The sequence below is a fragment of the Ferrovibrio sp. genome, from assembly GCF_017994015.1.
Lineage (GTDB): Bacteria > Pseudomonadota > Alphaproteobacteria > Ferrovibrionales > Ferrovibrionaceae > Ferrovibrio.
In genome coordinates this window covers 1-16,126 of sequence record NZ_JAGOLP010000015.1, presented here as the reverse complement: position 1 = coordinate 16,126, position 16,126 = coordinate 1, and the positions used below count along the sequence as shown (strand labels likewise).

General features: G+C 63.4%; 20 protein-coding genes. 6 read left to right on the top strand and 14 right to left on the bottom strand.

From position 1 onward, the window contains the following. Positions 1-5: 5 nt before the first annotated feature. The 4 genes from KBB36_RS09960 to rpsU form a co-directional block, all read right to left on the bottom strand. Entirely contained in the window at positions 6-1,679 is a 1,674-nt protein-coding gene (locus KBB36_RS09960) for a PAS-domain containing protein (RefSeq protein WP_290979595.1), read from the bottom strand. 47 nt (positions 1,680-1,726) lie between these two features. Beyond that, positions 1,727-2,446, bottom strand: a complete 720-nt coding sequence (locus KBB36_RS09955) for an LrgB family protein (RefSeq protein ID WP_290979592.1) — start codon at positions 2,444-2,446, stop codon at positions 1,727-1,729. Further along, positions 2,443-2,829 carry a CidA/LrgA family protein gene (locus KBB36_RS09950; RefSeq protein ID WP_290979589.1) on the bottom strand — a complete coding sequence of 129 codons (387 nt, stop codon included), beginning with the start codon at positions 2,827-2,829 and terminating at the stop codon, positions 2,443-2,445. Before KBB36_RS09950 ends, KBB36_RS09955 begins: the two co-directional genes overlap by 4 nt. 110 nt (positions 2,830-2,939) lie before the next feature. Continuing rightward, positions 2,940-3,149 carry a 30S ribosomal protein S21 gene (gene rpsU / locus KBB36_RS09945; protein ID WP_290979586.1) on the bottom strand — a complete coding sequence of 70 codons (210 nt, stop codon included), beginning with the start codon at positions 3,147-3,149 and terminating at the stop codon, positions 2,940-2,942. Between the two features lie 280 nt (positions 3,150-3,429). Between rpsU and def the strand changes: the two genes are divergently transcribed. Beyond that, positions 3,430-3,978 (top strand): peptide deformylase, encoded by a 549-nt coding sequence (gene def / locus KBB36_RS09940; RefSeq protein ID WP_290979584.1) that lies wholly within the window; start codon positions 3,430-3,432, stop codon positions 3,976-3,978. Then, positions 3,975-4,613 carry a COQ9 family protein gene (locus tag KBB36_RS09935; RefSeq protein WP_290979582.1) on the top strand — a complete coding sequence of 213 codons (639 nt, stop codon included), beginning with the start codon at positions 3,975-3,977 and terminating at the stop codon, positions 4,611-4,613. The genes def and KBB36_RS09935 overlap by 4 nt, the downstream gene beginning before the upstream one ends. A 53-nt stretch (positions 4,614-4,666) precedes the next feature. Here KBB36_RS09935 and KBB36_RS09930 read toward each other — a convergent pair whose 3' ends face one another. From KBB36_RS09930 to purE, 3 genes are all read right to left on the bottom strand, one after another. After that, entirely contained in the window at positions 4,667-5,119 is a 453-nt protein-coding gene (locus KBB36_RS09930) for a hypothetical protein (protein ID WP_290979579.1), read from the bottom strand. Between the two features lie 159 nt (positions 5,120-5,278). Continuing rightward, entirely contained in the window at positions 5,279-6,370 is a 1,092-nt protein-coding gene (locus tag KBB36_RS09925; RefSeq protein WP_366933181.1) for a 5-(carboxyamino)imidazole ribonucleotide synthase, read from the bottom strand. A 2-nt stretch (positions 6,371-6,372) separates the two neighbouring features. Further along, positions 6,373-6,891, bottom strand: coding sequence for a 5-(carboxyamino)imidazole ribonucleotide mutase (gene purE / locus KBB36_RS09920; protein ID WP_290979769.1), 519 nt, complete (start codon positions 6,889-6,891; stop codon positions 6,373-6,375). Positions 6,892-7,118: 227 nt separating this feature from the next. Here purE and KBB36_RS09915 point away from each other — a divergent pair, with 227 nt between their 5' ends. Next, positions 7,119-7,895, top strand: coding sequence for a GGDEF domain-containing protein (locus KBB36_RS09915; RefSeq protein WP_290979576.1), 777 nt, complete (start codon positions 7,119-7,121; stop codon positions 7,893-7,895). Positions 7,896-7,902: 7 nt separating this feature from the next. Next, a complete protein-coding gene (locus tag KBB36_RS09910; protein ID WP_290979573.1) occupies positions 7,903-9,138 on the top strand; it encodes a CaiB/BaiF CoA-transferase family protein in 1,236 nt (411 codons plus the stop codon). 6 nt (positions 9,139-9,144) lie between these two features. Here KBB36_RS09910 and KBB36_RS09905 read toward each other — a convergent pair whose 3' ends face one another. From KBB36_RS09905 to KBB36_RS09895, 3 genes are all read right to left on the bottom strand, one after another. Then, positions 9,145-9,579 (bottom strand): helix-turn-helix transcriptional regulator, encoded by a 435-nt coding sequence (locus KBB36_RS09905; RefSeq protein WP_290979570.1) that lies wholly within the window; start codon positions 9,577-9,579, stop codon positions 9,145-9,147. Beyond that, complete coding sequence (locus tag KBB36_RS09900; protein ID WP_290979569.1) at positions 9,576-10,100, bottom strand: hypothetical protein; 525 nt, start codon at positions 10,098-10,100, stop codon at positions 9,576-9,578. Before KBB36_RS09900 ends, KBB36_RS09905 begins: the two co-directional genes overlap by 4 nt. A 429-nt stretch (positions 10,101-10,529) precedes the next feature. Next, positions 10,530-11,906, bottom strand: a complete 1,377-nt coding sequence (locus KBB36_RS09895) for a M17 family metallopeptidase (protein WP_290979566.1) — start codon at positions 11,904-11,906, stop codon at positions 10,530-10,532. Between the two features lie 80 nt (positions 11,907-11,986). On the opposite strand from KBB36_RS09895, the gene KBB36_RS09890 reads away from it, so the two are divergent. Further along, positions 11,987-12,631, top strand: a complete 645-nt coding sequence (locus KBB36_RS09890; protein ID WP_290979564.1) for a glutathione S-transferase family protein — start codon at positions 11,987-11,989, stop codon at positions 12,629-12,631. On the opposite strand, the gene KBB36_RS09885 is transcribed toward KBB36_RS09890, so the two are convergent. The 3 genes from KBB36_RS09885 to KBB36_RS09875 are packed head-to-tail and all read right to left on the bottom strand — an operon-like array spanning position 12,628 to position 14,365. Continuing rightward, positions 12,628-13,659: a TAXI family TRAP transporter solute-binding subunit gene (locus KBB36_RS09885; protein WP_290979559.1), complete on the bottom strand. Its 1,032-nt coding sequence runs from the start codon at positions 13,657-13,659 to the stop codon at positions 12,628-12,630. The genes KBB36_RS09890 and KBB36_RS09885 overlap by 4 nt on opposite strands. Positions 13,660-13,675: 16 nt before the next feature. Then, complete coding sequence (locus tag KBB36_RS09880) at positions 13,676-13,951, bottom strand: SemiSWEET family sugar transporter (RefSeq protein WP_290979556.1); 276 nt, start codon at positions 13,949-13,951, stop codon at positions 13,676-13,678. Positions 13,952-13,954: 3 nt separating this feature from the next. Further along, the gene (locus tag KBB36_RS09875; protein WP_366933180.1) at positions 13,955-14,365 is read right to left on the bottom strand and encodes an HIT family protein; all 411 of its coding nucleotides are present in this window, start codon (positions 14,363-14,365) and stop codon (positions 13,955-13,957) included. 73 nt (positions 14,366-14,438) lie between these two features. Here KBB36_RS09875 and KBB36_RS09870 point away from each other — a divergent pair, with 73 nt between their 5' ends. Further along, a complete protein-coding gene (locus KBB36_RS09870) occupies positions 14,439-15,647 on the top strand; it encodes a class I SAM-dependent rRNA methyltransferase (protein ID WP_290979550.1) in 1,209 nt (402 codons plus the stop codon). 19 nt (positions 15,648-15,666) lie between these two features. Here KBB36_RS09870 and KBB36_RS09865 read toward each other — a convergent pair. Further along, positions 15,667-16,126 (bottom strand): hypothetical protein (locus tag KBB36_RS09865; protein ID WP_290979547.1); only part of this gene is annotated, 460 nt, incomplete at its 5' end.

Here is a 16,126-nt window from a genome sequence, read left to right as displayed (position 1 = left end):
GGAGGTCAGCGCACGGGTTGAACAGGAAAAACCAGGATGGCGGTGGTACCTTCGCCCTTGCGGCTTTCAATCTCAAGCCGTCCACCATGCAGTTCGACCAGGGATTTCACCAGCGGCAGGCCGAGGCCGGTGCCGGTTTGGCCGCGACTGAGCAGGCTGTTGCGGGCGCCTTCATTGATCTGGCCAAAAGGTTCCAGCGCCACCTTGATCTCATGCGGCGCCATACCGATGCCGCTATCAGCCACGCTGACCCGCAGCAGGCCGGGCGCGGCGCTGGCGGCAACATGGATACGGCCACCGGGCGGGGTGAATTTCACCGCATTGCTCAGCAGGTTGAGCAGCATCTGGCGCAGCATGCGTTCATCGGCCATCAGCAGCGGCAAATCCTGCGGCAATTCGGCGCTGATCAGCACCTGGGCCTTGTCGGCTTCCGGCCGGATCAGGTCCAGGCAATCGGCCAGGCTGTGATCCAGCTCCAGCGGCGCCGGATGCGGCTCCATCTTGCCGGCCTCGATCTTGGCCAGATCAAGCACATCATTGATCAGTTGCAGCAGATGGCGGCCGGATTTGTGGATATCCTCCGCATAGGACTGCTGTTTCCCGTTCAATTCGCCGAAATAGCGCGCCGAAAGCATTTCCGAGAAGCCGATGATGGCATTCAGCGGCGTGCGGAATTCATGGCTCATATTGGCCAGGAAGCTGCTCTTGGCGCGACTTGCCACTTCGGCCATTTCCTTGGCGCGGCGCAACTCGCGCTCGGCACGGCGGCGTTCCTCCACTTCGCGGGTTAGCGCTTCGGTGCGCTCGGCCACGCGGCGCTCCAGGCTTTCAGCCACATCACGCAATTGGTCCTGGGCGCGGCGCAATTCGGTAATGTCGGAATAGGTGGTGACAAAGCCGATGCCCGGCACCGGGTTGCCGATCACTTCGATCACCCGGCCATCCGGCCGCATCCGTTGCAGCCGATGCGGCTCGAAGCGCAAGGCCAGCTTCACGCGCTGGCTGACCAATTCGCCGATATCGCCAGGGCCATATTCGCCGCGTTCGGCATTATAGCGGAACTGCGCCGCAATCGGTGTGCCGGGGATGGCGAACTCATCCGGCAGGTCGAGAATTTCCAGCATGCGCCGATTGCACAGCACCAGATCAAGATTCTGGTCAAACAGCGAGATGCCATGGCTCACATTGTTAACGATGACATCCAGCATGCGGTTCTGCCGCAGCAATTCGCTTTCGCGCTGTGCCAGGTCAGCCGTGCGGCGCCGGACCATCTCTTCCAGGTCGTCCCGTGCCTGCCGCAGCGCATCTTCCGCCCGGCGCCGTTCGGTCACATCGGTATAGGTGGTGATCCAGCCGCCACCGGGCAGCGGCGTGCCGCGAATATCCAGCACCACGCCATTCGGCCGTGTACGTTCCAGCCGATGCGGCAGGAAGCGGCGGGCCAGTTCCAGCCGGTCCCGTACCAGGGTTTCCACATCGCCGGGGCCATATTCGCCGCGCTCGGCATTGTAGCGGTAGATTGCTTCCACGCTGGTGCCGGGGCGGCACAATTCGGGCGGGAAGCCATAAAGCGCGGCGTAATGCTGATTACAGGCCACCAGCACAAGGTCGCGATCAAATACGCTGATGCCCTGATCAATATATTCCAGGCCTTGAAGCAGCAGGTCGGCTTGCCCCACTGTCACCCTCCCGAGACGACTTTGCGCCGAGTCTATGCCAGGCCGGCTCATGGCGCCAGTAGCTGCCACAGCGGCGGCACCAGCAGGGCGGTAAGCAGCCCGGTCAGGCCCAGCGCGATACCGGCAAAGGTGCCGGCCAGTTCACTGCGCTGAAAGGCGCGAGCGGTGCCGATGCCATGGGCGCTGAGACCCAGCGCCAGGCCATAGGCAGCATCGCTGCCGCGGGTCAGCCGGTTCAGCAGCGGCAGGCCCAGCAGCACGCCGGCCAGCCCGGTCAGCACCACCATGGCGGCGGTCAGCGAAGGCAGGCCGCCCAGGCGTTCGGTAATGGCCATGGCAATCGGCGCGGTGGCGGATTTCGGTGCCAGTGCCGCCAGCAGAGCGTTATCCAGGCCAAAGGCGCGCCCCAGCAGCAAGGCCGAGCCGGCAGCAACCACGGCGCCAGTGATCAAAGCCGCGGCCATCGGCGCGGCGGCACGGCGCACCACGGCGCGGTGGCGGTAAAGCGGCACGGCCAGGGCCACCGTGGTGGGGCCGAGCAGGAAATGCACAAACTGCGCGCCCTCGAAATACTTGGGATAAGGCGTGCCGGTAAGCAGCAGAACCGGGATCAGCAGGCAGATGCTGAGCGCCACCGGGTTGGCCCAGGCCGCATGGTGCATGCGTGCGGCAAACCAGCTTGCTACGGCATAGGCCGCCAGGGTCAGGGTGAGCCAGAGCAGCGGCGAGGCCGCCAGATAGACCCAGATATCACTGACCGCAGTCATGGCTTTGCCGCATCCGTGTCATCCCCGCCGCGCCAGCGCCGCACCAGCATGAAGGCGCCGGCGCCGGCCAGCAGCGCCAGCAGGGTGGAGAGCACCAGGGTGAGCAGCAGCGGCAATAGATGCGCTTCCAGCAAAGCCCAATGCTGCACCACGCCAACACCGGCCGGCACAAAAAGCAGTGACAGATGTTTGAGCAGGAAATCCGCCGTCTGGTTCAGCGCCTGGGCCAAGGCGGTGGTTTGCCAGGTCGCGCCACGCAGCAAAAGCAGGGCAAACAGCAGCACCATGCCCAGCACCGGGCCGGGCAGCGGCAGGCCAAGCGCGCGAGCGAGCAATTCGCCAACAAGCTGGCAGCCGAGCAACAGGGAGAGGGCGGTGACCATCGGCTGATAGTAAAACAAAAAGCCGCCCCGGGAGAGTCACTCCTGGGAGGGCGGCTTTGCCTGCGTCTGAATGACGCTATGGCGCGGGAGCCTGGGGCTCCCGGCAGGTATCAGGCAGCGGTGCCTTCGCGCTGGGCGCGCTTGCGGGCCAGCTTGCGGGCGCGGCGGATTGCCTCGGCCTTCTCGCGCGCGCGGCGCTCCGACGGCTTCTCATAATGGCCGCGCAGCTTCATCTCGCGGAAAATGCCTTCGCGCTGCATCTTCTTCTTCAGCGCCTTGAGAGCCTGGTCGACATTGTTATCACGAACGAGCACTTGCACGTCTGGTCATTCCTTTCAGTCGCTTCCGGCGTCCTGGTCTTTAGAGCCGGGCGTCGAATTAGGTGTTTTGGCCGTCAAATTCCGTGGCCGAGGCCCGAGGCAACCCGGCGAGGTTGGGCTTGTAACATGCCCAACCCCCTTTGTGAAGCGGGTTTTAGTGATGATTTTTTCCCGGGATTGCTGGGTTTTTGCCAGTTTATCGGGCTTGAATGGCGCCAAAATGCCGCAGTAAACCGCTTCGAGCCTCGCCCGACGGCATGGATTGGCCTAGATTCCAGCCATGGCCATCCTGAAAATCGCCCGCATGGGCCATCCGATTCTAGCGCAGTCTGCGGCCCTGGTGCCGAATCCGGCGGCGCCGGAAATTCTGCGTCTGGTGGACGACATGGTGGAGACCATGTTCGATGCGCCGGGGCAGGGCTTGGCGGCGCCGCAGGTGCATGTTGGCCTGCGCGTGGCGGTGTTCATCACGCCGCCGGATGCCGAGGGCCAGCGCGAATTGGTGCGCCTGATCAATCCGACCTGGGAGAAGCTGGGCGAGGCGCAGGACATGGCCTGGGAAGGCTGCCTGTCGGTGCCGGGCTTGCGCGGGCTGGTGCCGCGTTACACCCATATCCGCTACAGCGGCATCCTGCCCGATGGCCAGCGGCTGGAACGCGAGGTGAGCGGCTGGCATGCCCGGGTGGTTCAGCATGAATTTGATCATCTGGACGGCATGCTTTATCCGCAGCGCATGCGTGATCTGAGCGACCTGATCTTCGAGAGTGAGATGCGCCACAGAACGCCGCCGCAAGGCCCGGCGACACGGCCTGAGGAGAGTGAGACATGAGCGAGACCGAGCATCTGTTGCAGGAGAAGCGCGCTCTGCTGGCGGCCATGCTGCCGCATGTTGCCTTTGATGGCTGGAGCGTCGTGGCGTTGAATGCTGCGGCACGCGATGCCGGTCTGGATGCCGGGCTGGTCAGCCGCGCCTTTCCTGGCGGGGCGTTGCAGGCGCTGGATTTCTGGGTGCGTGAAACCGATCAGGCCATGGTGGCGGCTTTTGAAGCACAGCATGGCGCAAAGCTGAAAATCCGCGAGCGCGTGGCTTTGGCGATCATGCTGCGGCTGGAAATCGCCGCGCCGCAGCGCGAGGCGGTGCGCCGGGCGCTGACCCTGGCGGCGCAGCCACATCTGGCACCACGTTTCCTGAGCCAGCTCTACCGCACAGTGGATGCGATCTGGTATGCCGCCGGCGATACCGCCACGGATTTCAATTTCTACACCAAGCGCCTGCTGCTGGCCGGGGTGTATAGCGCCACGCTGCTGGTGTGGCTGGATGACAAGACGCCAGGCTTCACAGCCACGCGCGAATTTCTCATGCGCCGCATCGACAATGTGATGCAGATTCAGAAAGCGCGCGGCAAGCTCGAAAGCCTGGGTAGCCGGCTACCCAACCCGCTGCGACTGTTTCGCCGCGCCTGAAACGAAAAAGCCCGGGGCTAGCCCCGGGCTTTTTGCTGAATTGGCGGCAGAGATCAAACCGACAGGCTGAGATTACGGCCGGCCTGGTTTGGATTGTTCGACGTGTTCACCGCACCGCTGGCACTGAAATTGATCTGCACGCCGCTGCGCTGATCGTTATTGCGCGGCTCGGCCGGGATGTTGCCATTGGCTGCCTGGGGCTGGCCCGGGTTATTGCCGGCCGAGCGGATATCCACCCGTGTGGCATCGCCAAAGCCCTGGCCCGGCGCATTGTTGTTCCGCGCCGCTTCAGCCGGGCGCGGGCGCTCCGCAGCGGCATTGCCGGTATCGGCAATGCCGGGGCGCTGTGCCGCCGCCGTGGCAGCATTGACCGGACCCTGGTTCAGCGTATTGCGCTGGTTGCCAACCGTGCGGTTATCGCTGCCAGCGGCTTGGTCGGAAGGATTCTGCAAACGCAGCAGGGCCTGTTGCGCGGCGCTGCCGGTAGAGGTGTCGATGGTTGCCATAACTTCTGTTCCTAACTTCGACATGCCGGCAGCATTCTGTGCCAACCGCGAAGCCGGTCGCCGTTCTCGGCAACCCGGAAAATCTGGACATTAATATAGCGTGCCGGCGCGCCAGAGTCCAAGCCGGGATGAGATGTGGTTAACGCCTTGATTTAGCTATCAGCTTTCCGCTGATGGGCGTTGCCCCAGCGGATACAGGCGGGTGACATGGCCCATTTTGCGGCCCGGCCGGGCCTCGGCCTTGCCATAGAGATGCAGCTTGCTGGCGGGTTCGGCCAGCAGCTTGGGCCAGGCATCGATCTCGTCGCCGATCAGGTTTTCCATCACCGCATCAGCCAGGCGCTCGGCGCTGCCCAGCGGCAGGCCGCAAACTGCGCGCACATGCTGTTCGAATTGCGACGTGATCGCCGCATCCAAAGTCCAATGGCCGGAATTATGCACACGCGGCGCCATTTCGTTGACCACCACGCGGCCATCCACCACAAACATCTCCACCGCCAGCACGCCGACATAATCCAGGCCCACCGCCAGCCGCTGCGCCATCGCCTCGGCCTCGGCGGCCAGGGCGGCATCAATGCCGGCCGGGGCAAAACTGCGCCATAGAATATGATTGCGATGAATATTCTCCACCGCGCCGAAGGATTGCAGGGCGCCATCCAGGCTGCGCGCCAGCACCACCGAGATTTCCTTTTGGAACGGCACAAAGCCTTCGGCGATCAGCAGGTCTGAACGCAGTTCGGCGAAGGCCTGTGCGGCCTGTTCGCGGCTGTCGATGCGGCGCTGGCCCTTGCCGTCATAGCCCATGCGGCGGGTTTTCAGGATCAGTGGCAGGCCGAGCGCGTCAATCGCTGCTTCCAGATCCTTCACACTGCTGACGGCGCGATAGGGCGCGGTGGGCGCAGCATGCCGATTGCAGAAATCCTTCTCGAACAGGCGGTCCTGGGTGATGCGCAGCGCTGCCACACCGGGGCGCACCGGCACCAGATCGGCCAGGGCCGCCACCGGCTCCACCGGGATATTCTCGAATTCGTAGGTCACCACATCAACTTTGCCGGCAAAATCCTGCAATGCCTGGATATCGGCATAGTCGGCGCGGGTGACATCGGCCACCACCTGCGCCGCCGGCTGGTCAGCTTCCGGCGCATAGATATGGCAGCGATAGCCCAGCCGCGAAGCCGCCATCGCGATCATGCGACCAAGTTGGCCGCCGCCGAGAATGCCAATGCGGCTGCCGGGAGGAAGCGCGGCCACCCTCAGGCCTCGTCGCGCGGCTGCAATTTCACCGCCTTGGTCTGCTTGGCCCGCCAGGCTTTGAGCCGCGTGGCCAGGGCTTCATCCTGCAAGCTCAGAATCGCAGCGGCCATCAGGCCGGCATTGATTGCGCCAGCCTTGCCGATGGCCAGGCAGCCGACCGGGATGCCGGCCGGCATCTGCTGGATCGAGAGCAGGCTGTCCAGGCCCTTGAGCGCCTTGCTTTCCACCGGCACGCCCAGCACCGGCAGATGCGTCATCGCCGCCGCCATGCCGGGGAGATGCGCTGCACCGCCGGCGCCGGCGATAATCACCTGGATGCCACGCTCGGCAGCCGAATAGGCATAGGCATAAAGCCGCTCAGGCGTGCGATGCGCCGAGACGATGCGGTGTTCGGCCGGAATTTTCAGCGCCGCCAGGATATCGGCGGCATGGCCCATGGTGGCCCAATCCGACTGGCTGCCCATGATGATGCCAACCAGCGGGGCGCGGGTGGCAAGGGTGCTTTTACGCGCCGGCATTTTGTTTTCGGGCGCCTTGGCTGGGGCGGCCTTGCCGGATTTGCGACTGGTACGCGGGCTCGCCATGCCTGTTCCTTCCTGGCGTGTGCGGGAAGCGCGGGATTATAGGGCCGGGCAGGGTGATGTAAAGCGCGGCCCGACTATCCTTTGTTAACGAACTAGGCTCATATATGGGCGCATATTGACCCTGTCTTGGCCGGAGTTACCGCGCGCATGGACCATCGCGCATGACCAGGATTGACGACCGCCATCCTTTGCCCGGCATTGGAGCAGGTGCCGGCGCGCCCATTTCACCGGGCGGCGCGGGGCAGGGCGTGGCCCGCCCGGCCGCTGCCGGGGCTGCGGCCTATGCCCAGGCGCCGGCTGGCGCTAATCCCGCTGCCACCGCCACGGTGATGGGCATTCCCGAAACCGAACTGACGCCGCGGGTGCGCGATGCGGTGATGGCGCTGATGCGCGAGGTGGATCATCTGCGCACCGAACTGAACCGCACCAAGCTGCGTCTGGCCGATCTGGAACGCCTGGCCGACCGCGACACGCTGACGCCGCTTTATAACCGCCGCGCCTTTGTGCGCGAACTGAGCCGCGCCATGGCGCATGTCGAGCGTTTTGGCCGCGCCTCCTGCCTGATCTACTTCGATCTCAACGGCCTCAAGGACATCAACGACAAATTCGGCCATGCTGCGGGTGATGCCGCGCTGATCCAGGTGGGCCAGATATTGCTGGACGCCACCCGCGATACCGATGTGGTGGCGCGGCTGGGCGGCGATGAATATGGCGTCATCCTGGCCGAGACCGATGCCCAGCAGGGCCGCGAGAAAGCCGATCAGCTTGCCGCCGCGATCCAGCGTCGGCCATTGCATTGGGAAGGCAAGGTATTGCCGCTGGATGCCGCCTATGGCGTCTATCCGCTCAAGGCTGGCGAGGACCCCGGCAGCGCCCTGGCTGCCGCTGACCAGATGATGTACAGCCACAAACTGGCGCGCCGCGCGGCACGGGCCTGAGGCAATAATGAGCATTGATCCGCAATCTGCATCCGCTGCATTGCCGCTGGCCGGCCTGCGCGTGGTGGAATTCTCGCATATGGTGATGGGGCCAACCTGCGGCCTGGTGCTGGCTGATCTCGGCGCCGAGGTGATCAAGATCGAGCCGGTGCCGGAAGGCGACAATACCCGCCGCCTGGTGGGTGCCGGGGCCGGCTTTTTCATCATGTTCAACCGCAACAAGCGCAGCCTGGCGATCGACAGCAAAAGCGATGCCGGGCGGGCGGCATTGCTGCGGCTGATCGATAGCGCCGATGTGGTGACGGAAAATTTCCGCCCTGGCGCGCTGGATGCCCAGGGCTTCGGTTATGCGGCGCTGAGCCAGCGTAATCCGCGCCTGGTCTATTGTTCGCTGAAAGGTTTCCTGGCTGGTCCCTACGAGGACCGCACGGCACTGGATGAAGTGGTGCAGATGATGGGCGGCCTGGCCTATATGACCGGCCCGCCGGGCCGGCCGCTGCGCGCCGGTTCTTCGGTCAACGACATCATGGGCGGTATGTTCGCCGCCATCGCCATCCTGGCTGCCCTGCGCCAGCGCGATGCCACCGGCCTGGGCCAGTATGTCAAAAGCGGCCTGTTCGAGAATAATATCTTCCTGGTAGCGCAGCATATGGCGCAATTTGCCGTCACCGGCCAGGCGCCGGCGCCGATGCCAAACCGCATCTCGGCCTGGGGCATCTACGATCTGTTCAGCGTGCGCGATGGCGAGCAGGTTTTTGTTGCCGTGGTGAGCGACAGCCAGTGGAAGATTTTCTGCGCGGCATTTGATCTGCCGGATCTTTATGCCGACCAGAGCCTGGCCAGCAACAGCCAGCGCGTTATGGCGCGGGCGCGGCTGATCCCGCGCCTGGCGGAATGTTTCGCCGGCTATGGTAAGGCTGAACTGGTTGCCAAGCTGGAAGCGCATGGCCTGCCATTCGCGCCAGTGACGCGGCCCGAGGAATTGTTTGACGACCCGCATCTGAATCACTCCGGCGGGCTGCTGCCGCTGACCATGCCGGATGGCCGCGAAACCCGGCTGCCGGCTTTGCCGATGCAGTTTGGCAGCCTGGCCGATGGTGATGCGGCAGGCCATGGCCGCCTGCCGTTGCGCCGCTCGCCGCCGCAGGTGGGCGAGGATAGCGCCGACCTGCTGGTGGAACTGGGCTACAGCGCCGAGGAAATTGCCGCCATGGTCGCTGCCGGCAATCTGCGCATCGCATAGTTCGGCTCAGCCCAGCTCGGCGCCACCATAATTGGCGGCGGTTTTCACCAGATGCAGGATGCTGGCGCGCATCGCCTCACTCTGGATGCGGTCAAAATGCTCCATCAGGTCGCGGGTCTGGTCGCTGCGCAGCACGGTCACAAGGGGTTCGGCAAAGCCGGGTGCGGGCTGTTGTCCGGCGCAGATATCCGCCATGCCGGCATCGAATTGCTGCTCAAAGAAATACGCTGCCGGCACATTCAGCAACTGGGCGAATTGCTGCAACCGGCTGGCGCCGATGCGGTTCATGCCCTTTTCATATTTCTGAATCTGCTGGAAGGTCAGGCCAACATGGTCGCCCAGCTTGCTCTGGCTGAAGCCGGCCAGCAGGCGGGCGGCGCGCAGGCGCTGGCCCACCTGAATATCCATCGGATGCGGCGGGTTGTTGTTCTTGCGTTTCATGCTTGCTCCTGCTCAAGCGGGAAGGTGATGACGAAACGCGGCGAAATACGCACGGTCAGGCAACGCTGCCGGGTATCGGCCGAACTGAGGCTGTGCAATTGCGGCCGGCGCCGGCTTTCCAGGCCGAGCAGATGCCGCTGCAATGCCAGGGCAAAACCGGGATCGGGCTGGTCAAGCGGGTCACGGCCCGGCAGCAGGCGGCCCATTGGCGAAGGCGGGGCATCCGGCCCGCAATGCACCGGATAGGCTGTGCCGCTGAGCAACAGATGCAATTGCGCACGATGCAGCAGGCCGTAATCCGCCAGCAGGCTAAGCGGTGCGCGTGGTTCCTCGTTGTTATCGAGCAGATTATAGGCAGCATGCAGCAAGGCCTGCTCGGCCGGGCTGCGCAGGGCTTCCAGCGGCTGCTCTTGCAGGCGCCATTGCGACTGGCTGTGCGGCGGGCGCAGATCGTCAATCAGGCCGGGATGGCCTTGCTCGGCGAAGTAGTTTTCCAATTGCAGAACATCTTCAAAAGTCATGCGGTTGCTGCCACGAAACCAGGCACGCAGCGTGCTTTCATCGCGGCCCATTGCAACGGCGACTTGATTCAGGCTGAGGCCCAAGGCTTGCGCTCGATCCAGGACTGCACCGCGCAGGCGTCGGCCTATTTCGATACTGCCGACAAGAATATTCTTTGAACGCTTGGGCATCTTCGGGGAAACTTCCTCTCCCGGGGATAGTTACTGGTTGTCTTATACTTACTAATGATAAGTATTCATCACGTTTAAAGCGGATCGTATGGAATGCAAGCCGTAATAATATCCGGTCCAAAACTTTTCCGGGTAATGGCTATGATTCGTATGTCTTTGATAAATGAGTGTCTTTTTTGGATATAAATTGCGCGCAACTACAGAATTGCGTTTCGGCATGCCGCCACAGGTAGGGTAAGTGTTTTGGAATGGCTCGCTCTAGCGGAAATGCCGCTCCAGCATATGCAGCAATGCGCGCAAGCCCATCGCTTCGCCGCCGGCTGGCCGGCCGGCTTTTGGCCGTGCCGTCCAGGCATAGACATCAAGATGCGCCCAGGCCTTTGTTTCGGTAACAAAATCACGCAGGAAGAGGGCGGCGGTGATCGAGCCGGCAAAGGGCGTATCGCCGGCATTGTTGATATCGGCGATCTTGCTGTCGAGATACTCACGGTAGGGCGTATACAGCGGCAGGCGCCAGAATGGGTCGGCTTCGGCGCGGCCCGCCGCCAGCATGGCCTCGGCCAGGGTATCGTCGGTGCTGAACAAGGCCGGCAGGTCTGGCCCCAGCGCCACCCGGGCAGCACCGGTCAGCGTGGCGGCATCCAGCAGCAGATCGGGCTTTTCGCCATCTGCCTCGGCCAGGGCATCAGCCAGGATCAGCCGGCCCTCGGCATCGGTATTGCCGATCTCGACGGTTAATCCCTTGCGGCTTTTCACAATATCGCCGGGCCGGAAGGCATCGGCGGAGATGGCATTCTCCACTGCCGGGATCAGCAGCCGCAGCCGCAGCGGCAGTTTCAGCGCCATGATTGCCTGGGCCAGCCCCAGCATGATTGCGGCGCCGCCCATATCCTTTTTCATCAGCAGCATGCCGGAGGATGGCTTGATATCAAGGCCGCCGCTATCGAAGCAGACCCCCTTGCCCACCAGGGTCAGCTTTGGCGCCCCGGCCTTGCCCCAGCGCAGATCAATCAGGCGCGGCGCCCGCGCCTTGCTGGCGGCACGCCCCACCATATGGATCAGCGGGTAGTTGGCCTTCAGCAGCGCATCGCCGCTGATCACCCGGCATTCCGCCTTGTGCTGTTTGGCCACATTTTGCGCCGCTTCGGCCAGTTCGGCCGGGCCCATATCGTTGCTGGGCGCATTGATCAGGTCACGCGCCAGTGCGATGGCATCGTAAAGCGCGCGCACCCTGGCCTGGTTTGCACCGGCGGGCCAGACCAGCCGCGCCGCCGCCTTGCCGGCCGGCTTGCGATACCGCTCATAGCGATAGAAGGCCAGGGCCCAGCCCAGCGCGGCGGCGCTCGGGTCGGCGGGTGCGGTGGCGAACTGGTAGTCACCCGCCGGCAAGGCGGCAGCGATTGCGGCATAGGACCAGAGATCTGCCGGCTCCGGCAATCCGGCCAGCGCACGCTGCGGCTTGCCGCTGGCATCGGGTAGCAGCAGCACCTGACCCGGCCTGGCGCTGAAACCCTGCGCAGCGGCCCAGGCGCGGGTGGTGGCCGGTTCACGCTTGGCGGCCAATTCCCAGCCGGCAGCGGTGAAACAGGCAAGCGGCGCGGCTTTGGCACTTTTGTCAATCAGCGGCTGGGTCACGGCTGGCTCCGGTCTGGCGCAATAACATCCGACAATTTATAAGCGGCCAGGGGACATGGCAAAAGCCGGAGACGGATAGAATGACTGAACTTACCCTGGTGATTGGCAACAAGAACCATTCCTCCTGGAGCCTGCGCCCCTGGCTCGCGCTGAAAGCCGCCGGCCTGCCATTTCACGAAGTGCTGGTTGGCCTGCGCCGGCCCGAAACCAAGACCGAAATCCTGCGCCATTCGCCTTCCGGCAAGCTACCGCTGCTGATCGATGGCACGCTGCGGATCTGGGATTCGCTGGCGATCTGCGAATACATCGCCGAACGCCAGCCGGCGGCTGGCTTGTGGCCGGATGCCGCCGATGCCCGCGCCACCGCCCGCGCCGTGTCAGCCGAGATGCATGCCGGCTTCATGGCGATGCGGCGCGACTATGCCATGGATATTTCGCGGCGTTTTCCCGATCAGGGCAGCGCCGAGGCCAGGGCTGATGCGGCGCGTGTGCAGGAAGTGTGGCGCGATTGCCGGCAGCGTTTTGGTGCCGGCGGCGATTTCCTGTTTGGTCGTTTCGGCATTGCCGATTGTATGTTCGCGCCGGTGGTAACGCGCTTCCGCACCTATGGCCTGGCGCTGGATGCCATTAGCCAGGCCTACAGTGATGCGGTATTGGCACATCCGGCGATGCGCGAATGGTGCCAGGCTGCCGAGGCCGAAACGCCGCTGGAAAACACCAACTAACTGAGCAGGCCGACTTCGCGGTAATAGCGCTCGGCGCCGAAATGTAGCGGCGTCGAGAGGCCGGTGAGGGCGGTTTCGCGGCGGATTTGCTGCGCCTTGATATGGCCGCCATCCAAAAGCTTGCGGCTGGCCGGCTGCCATAATGCGGCGACAATGTCGTAGATCAATTCGGCATTGGCAGTTTCCGAAACCACCCATTGCATGCCGATGCTGAGGGTTTCGGTTTCTGGCACGCCGGCATAACTGTTGGCTGCAATCACTTCGCGGCTGAAAAAACGATGCCGCTTCAGCGCCGCCTCAATGGCGCGGGCGGCCAGCGGGATCACGGTGGCGATACCCTTCTGCGTCAGGTCGGCCACCACGGCTGCGGGATAGGCGGCGATCAGGAAAAAGGCATCAATCTCGCCGGCAGCCAGCCGGTCGGCGGCATCGCCCGGATCCAGCTCGGCAGCCTTGATCTGGCTCAGCCGCACGCCATAGGCATTCAGGATGATCTCGGCATTGAAGCGTGTGCCGGAGCCGGCGCGATCAATCGACACCCGCTTGCCCACCAGGTCGCGGATATCCTGGATGCCGCTGTCGCGCCGGGCGATCAGATGCACGGTTTCGGGATACAGATTGGCAATGACGCGCAGATTGGGCTGCTTGGCGCGGCGGAAATACAGGCCCTCGCCGCTATAGGCGGAATAGACCAGATCGGCCTGGGCAAAACCGCTCTCAATCGATTCATTGGCTACGGCGGCAATGTTAGCCACTGAGCCCGGGCTGGTCAGTGCCACGGCGATCAACCCGGGCACGCCGCAGGAGCCACCACGATCACAGGGCCGGCTGCCGGCCGGATTGGATATCGCCGAAGCCACCAGCGTGCCGATTGGAAATGCGGTGGTGGCGGCAGAGCCGGTCAGGATGCGGAAAAAGCGCAATTCATCGCCGGCCACGCGGGCCTGGGCCGGACGACCGGATGGCGCCAGGGCCAGGCCGGCGGCAGCGAGGGCGAAGGGCGAGAGCAGCAGGTCGCGGCGGCGCATGCGCCTTTATAGCGCGTCAGCCCGGCTTGTCGAACCGCAATTTGCCGATCAGCACCAGGCCGGCCAGCAGCAGCGTGACGGCATTGGCCAGGATCAGCGACACAGAGCCGATCAGCAGGCCATAGCCGAGCCAGAGCACAAGGCCCGCCACCATCAGGACAAACATGCCCAGCGAAACATCGCGCGCCGAACGGCTGCGCCAGACCTGGATCACCTGTGGCAGATAGGCCAGCGTGGTGAGGCAGCCGGCGGCAATGCCTACGGCTTCGATCCAGGCAGCATCCGGCAGCATGGCTCAGAGACGCGAGATGAAGGCGTTTTGCAATTTGGCAATGATGGCGCGCAGGGTGGTCTGATCGTAGGGCTTGGGCGGCAGCTTGCCCCAGATCGGCTGCGGCCAGCAGGGATCGTTGTGAAAACGTCCGATCACATGCACATGCAATTGTGAAACCTGATTGCCGAGCGCGCCGGTATTCAGCTTGTCGGGGCCGAACACGTTTTTCATCACACGCTGTGCCTGAGCGATTTCGTTGATCAGCAGTTTGCGCTGCTTTTCATTCAGGTCGGCGATCTCGATCAGGTTCTCTGCCGCCGGCACCAGGACCAGCCAGGGGAACTGGCTGTCATTCATGATTTGCACGAGGCATAGCTTCATGCGACAGATCGGAAACGTGTCGCGCCGCAGCTGGTCGTGCAGTTGGAACATCGAAACTTCTCGCTTTATTGCTGTTTATCGAGTATCGCACCGGCTGGATTAAGCACTTTTCGGGGATATGTCCATGCCCGTTTCAAACATGCCCGTCTTGCGCGTGCAGCCGCGTGAAGATCGCCGTATTCGTAGCGGCCATCCGTGGATTTACGCCAATGAACTGGTTCTTGATACAACTGCCAAGGCGCTACCGCCGGGCGAAGCAGTGCGGGTTTACGACGCCCATGGCGGCGGGCTGGGCGTGGGCAGTTTCAACCTGCATTCCCTAATCGCCGTGCGATTGTTTGATAGGAATATAGAAACGCGCATAGACGCCGTGTTTATGGCCGGCAAACTGGCGCGTGCAGCCGAGCGTCGACGCAACTTTTTCGAACAGCCGTATTATCGCCTGGTGCATGCCGAAGGCGACGGCCTGCCGGGTTTTGTGATTGATCGCTTTGCCGATTCGTTTGTTGTGCAGGCCAATACCGCCGGGGCCGAGAAGCTCACGCCGCTGCTGATCGATGCGCTGCGCAGCGAGTTCAAGCCACGCGCCATCGTGTTGCGTAATGACAGCCCGGTGCGGCGCCTGGAAGGTCTGGGTGAAACCATCGCGCTGGCCGATGGCGCGCTGGAGCCGGCGCCATTGGTGGAAGAAGGTGGCCTGCGCTTTGCGCTTGATGCGCTGGCCGGGCAAAAGACCGGCTGGTATTTCGACCTGCGTTTTGCGCGCGACCTGATCGCCAGCCTGAGTGCCGGAGCGCGGGTGCTGGATTGTTATTGCCATACCGGTGCCTTTGCCTTGCGCGCGGCCAAGGGCGTTGTTGGCAAGGGTGGCGCTGCCGCGGTGCTGGGTATTGATCGTTCCGAACTGGGCGTGGCGCTGGCGGCCAAGGCGGCGGCGGAAAACGGCCTGGATGCCATCTGCCGCTTCGAGAAGGCGGATGCGTTTGAACGGCTGGAAAGCCTGGGCGCGGCTGGCGAGCGTTTTGATCTGGTGATCACCGACCCGCCCAACTTTGTCAAAAGCCGCAAGGACCTTGGCCCAGGCAGCCGGGCCTATCGCAAGCTGGCGCGCCTGGCGGTGCCGCTGGTGGCGCCCGGCGGCTATTGGTTTGTGGCCTGCTGCGCGCATCTGCTGCCGGCCGAGCTGTTTGCCAAGGAAGTTGCTGCCGGCCTCAGCCTGGCGGGCCGTGAGGGCAGGCTGTTGGCGCAAGGCGGTGCGGGTCCGGATCATCCGGTGCACCCGCATCTGCCGGAAAGCGCATATTTGAAGTGGTTGCTATTCCAGGTTGATTGATGCCGGATGCGGCCGGCGCTTAATGCGCCGGCGGTTGGGCCACCTTGTCAATGGCGCGATTGAGCATCGCCATCATGGTCTGTTCGGTGGCGCCGCCATTGCCGGTGACATGCTGGCCGAGCATCACATACATGGCATCGACATGAATGCGGATGACCTCAAATTGCGCATCGCTCGGCATGCCCAGCGTGCCGACAAAATCGTTCAGCGACTTGGCCAGCATGGTGAGCAAAGGGTAGCCGAAGATGCCGCCCATGCCTTTGATTTCCAGTGCCATTTCGGCCAAATTCGGCAATATTGCCGCGCGCGCGGCAGTATCGGTCCCAGCGCCTTGGATCGTCTGGCGCATCGCCTTCAGCTTGTCCATCACCTCTAGGGCGAAGGCATGACCCTTCGCCGCAATGGTCTTTTCCAGTTTGCTCTTGATCTCATCGGTGAGATTGACCGAAAAGCCGTTTTTGAAATTCACCGCCTTGCGG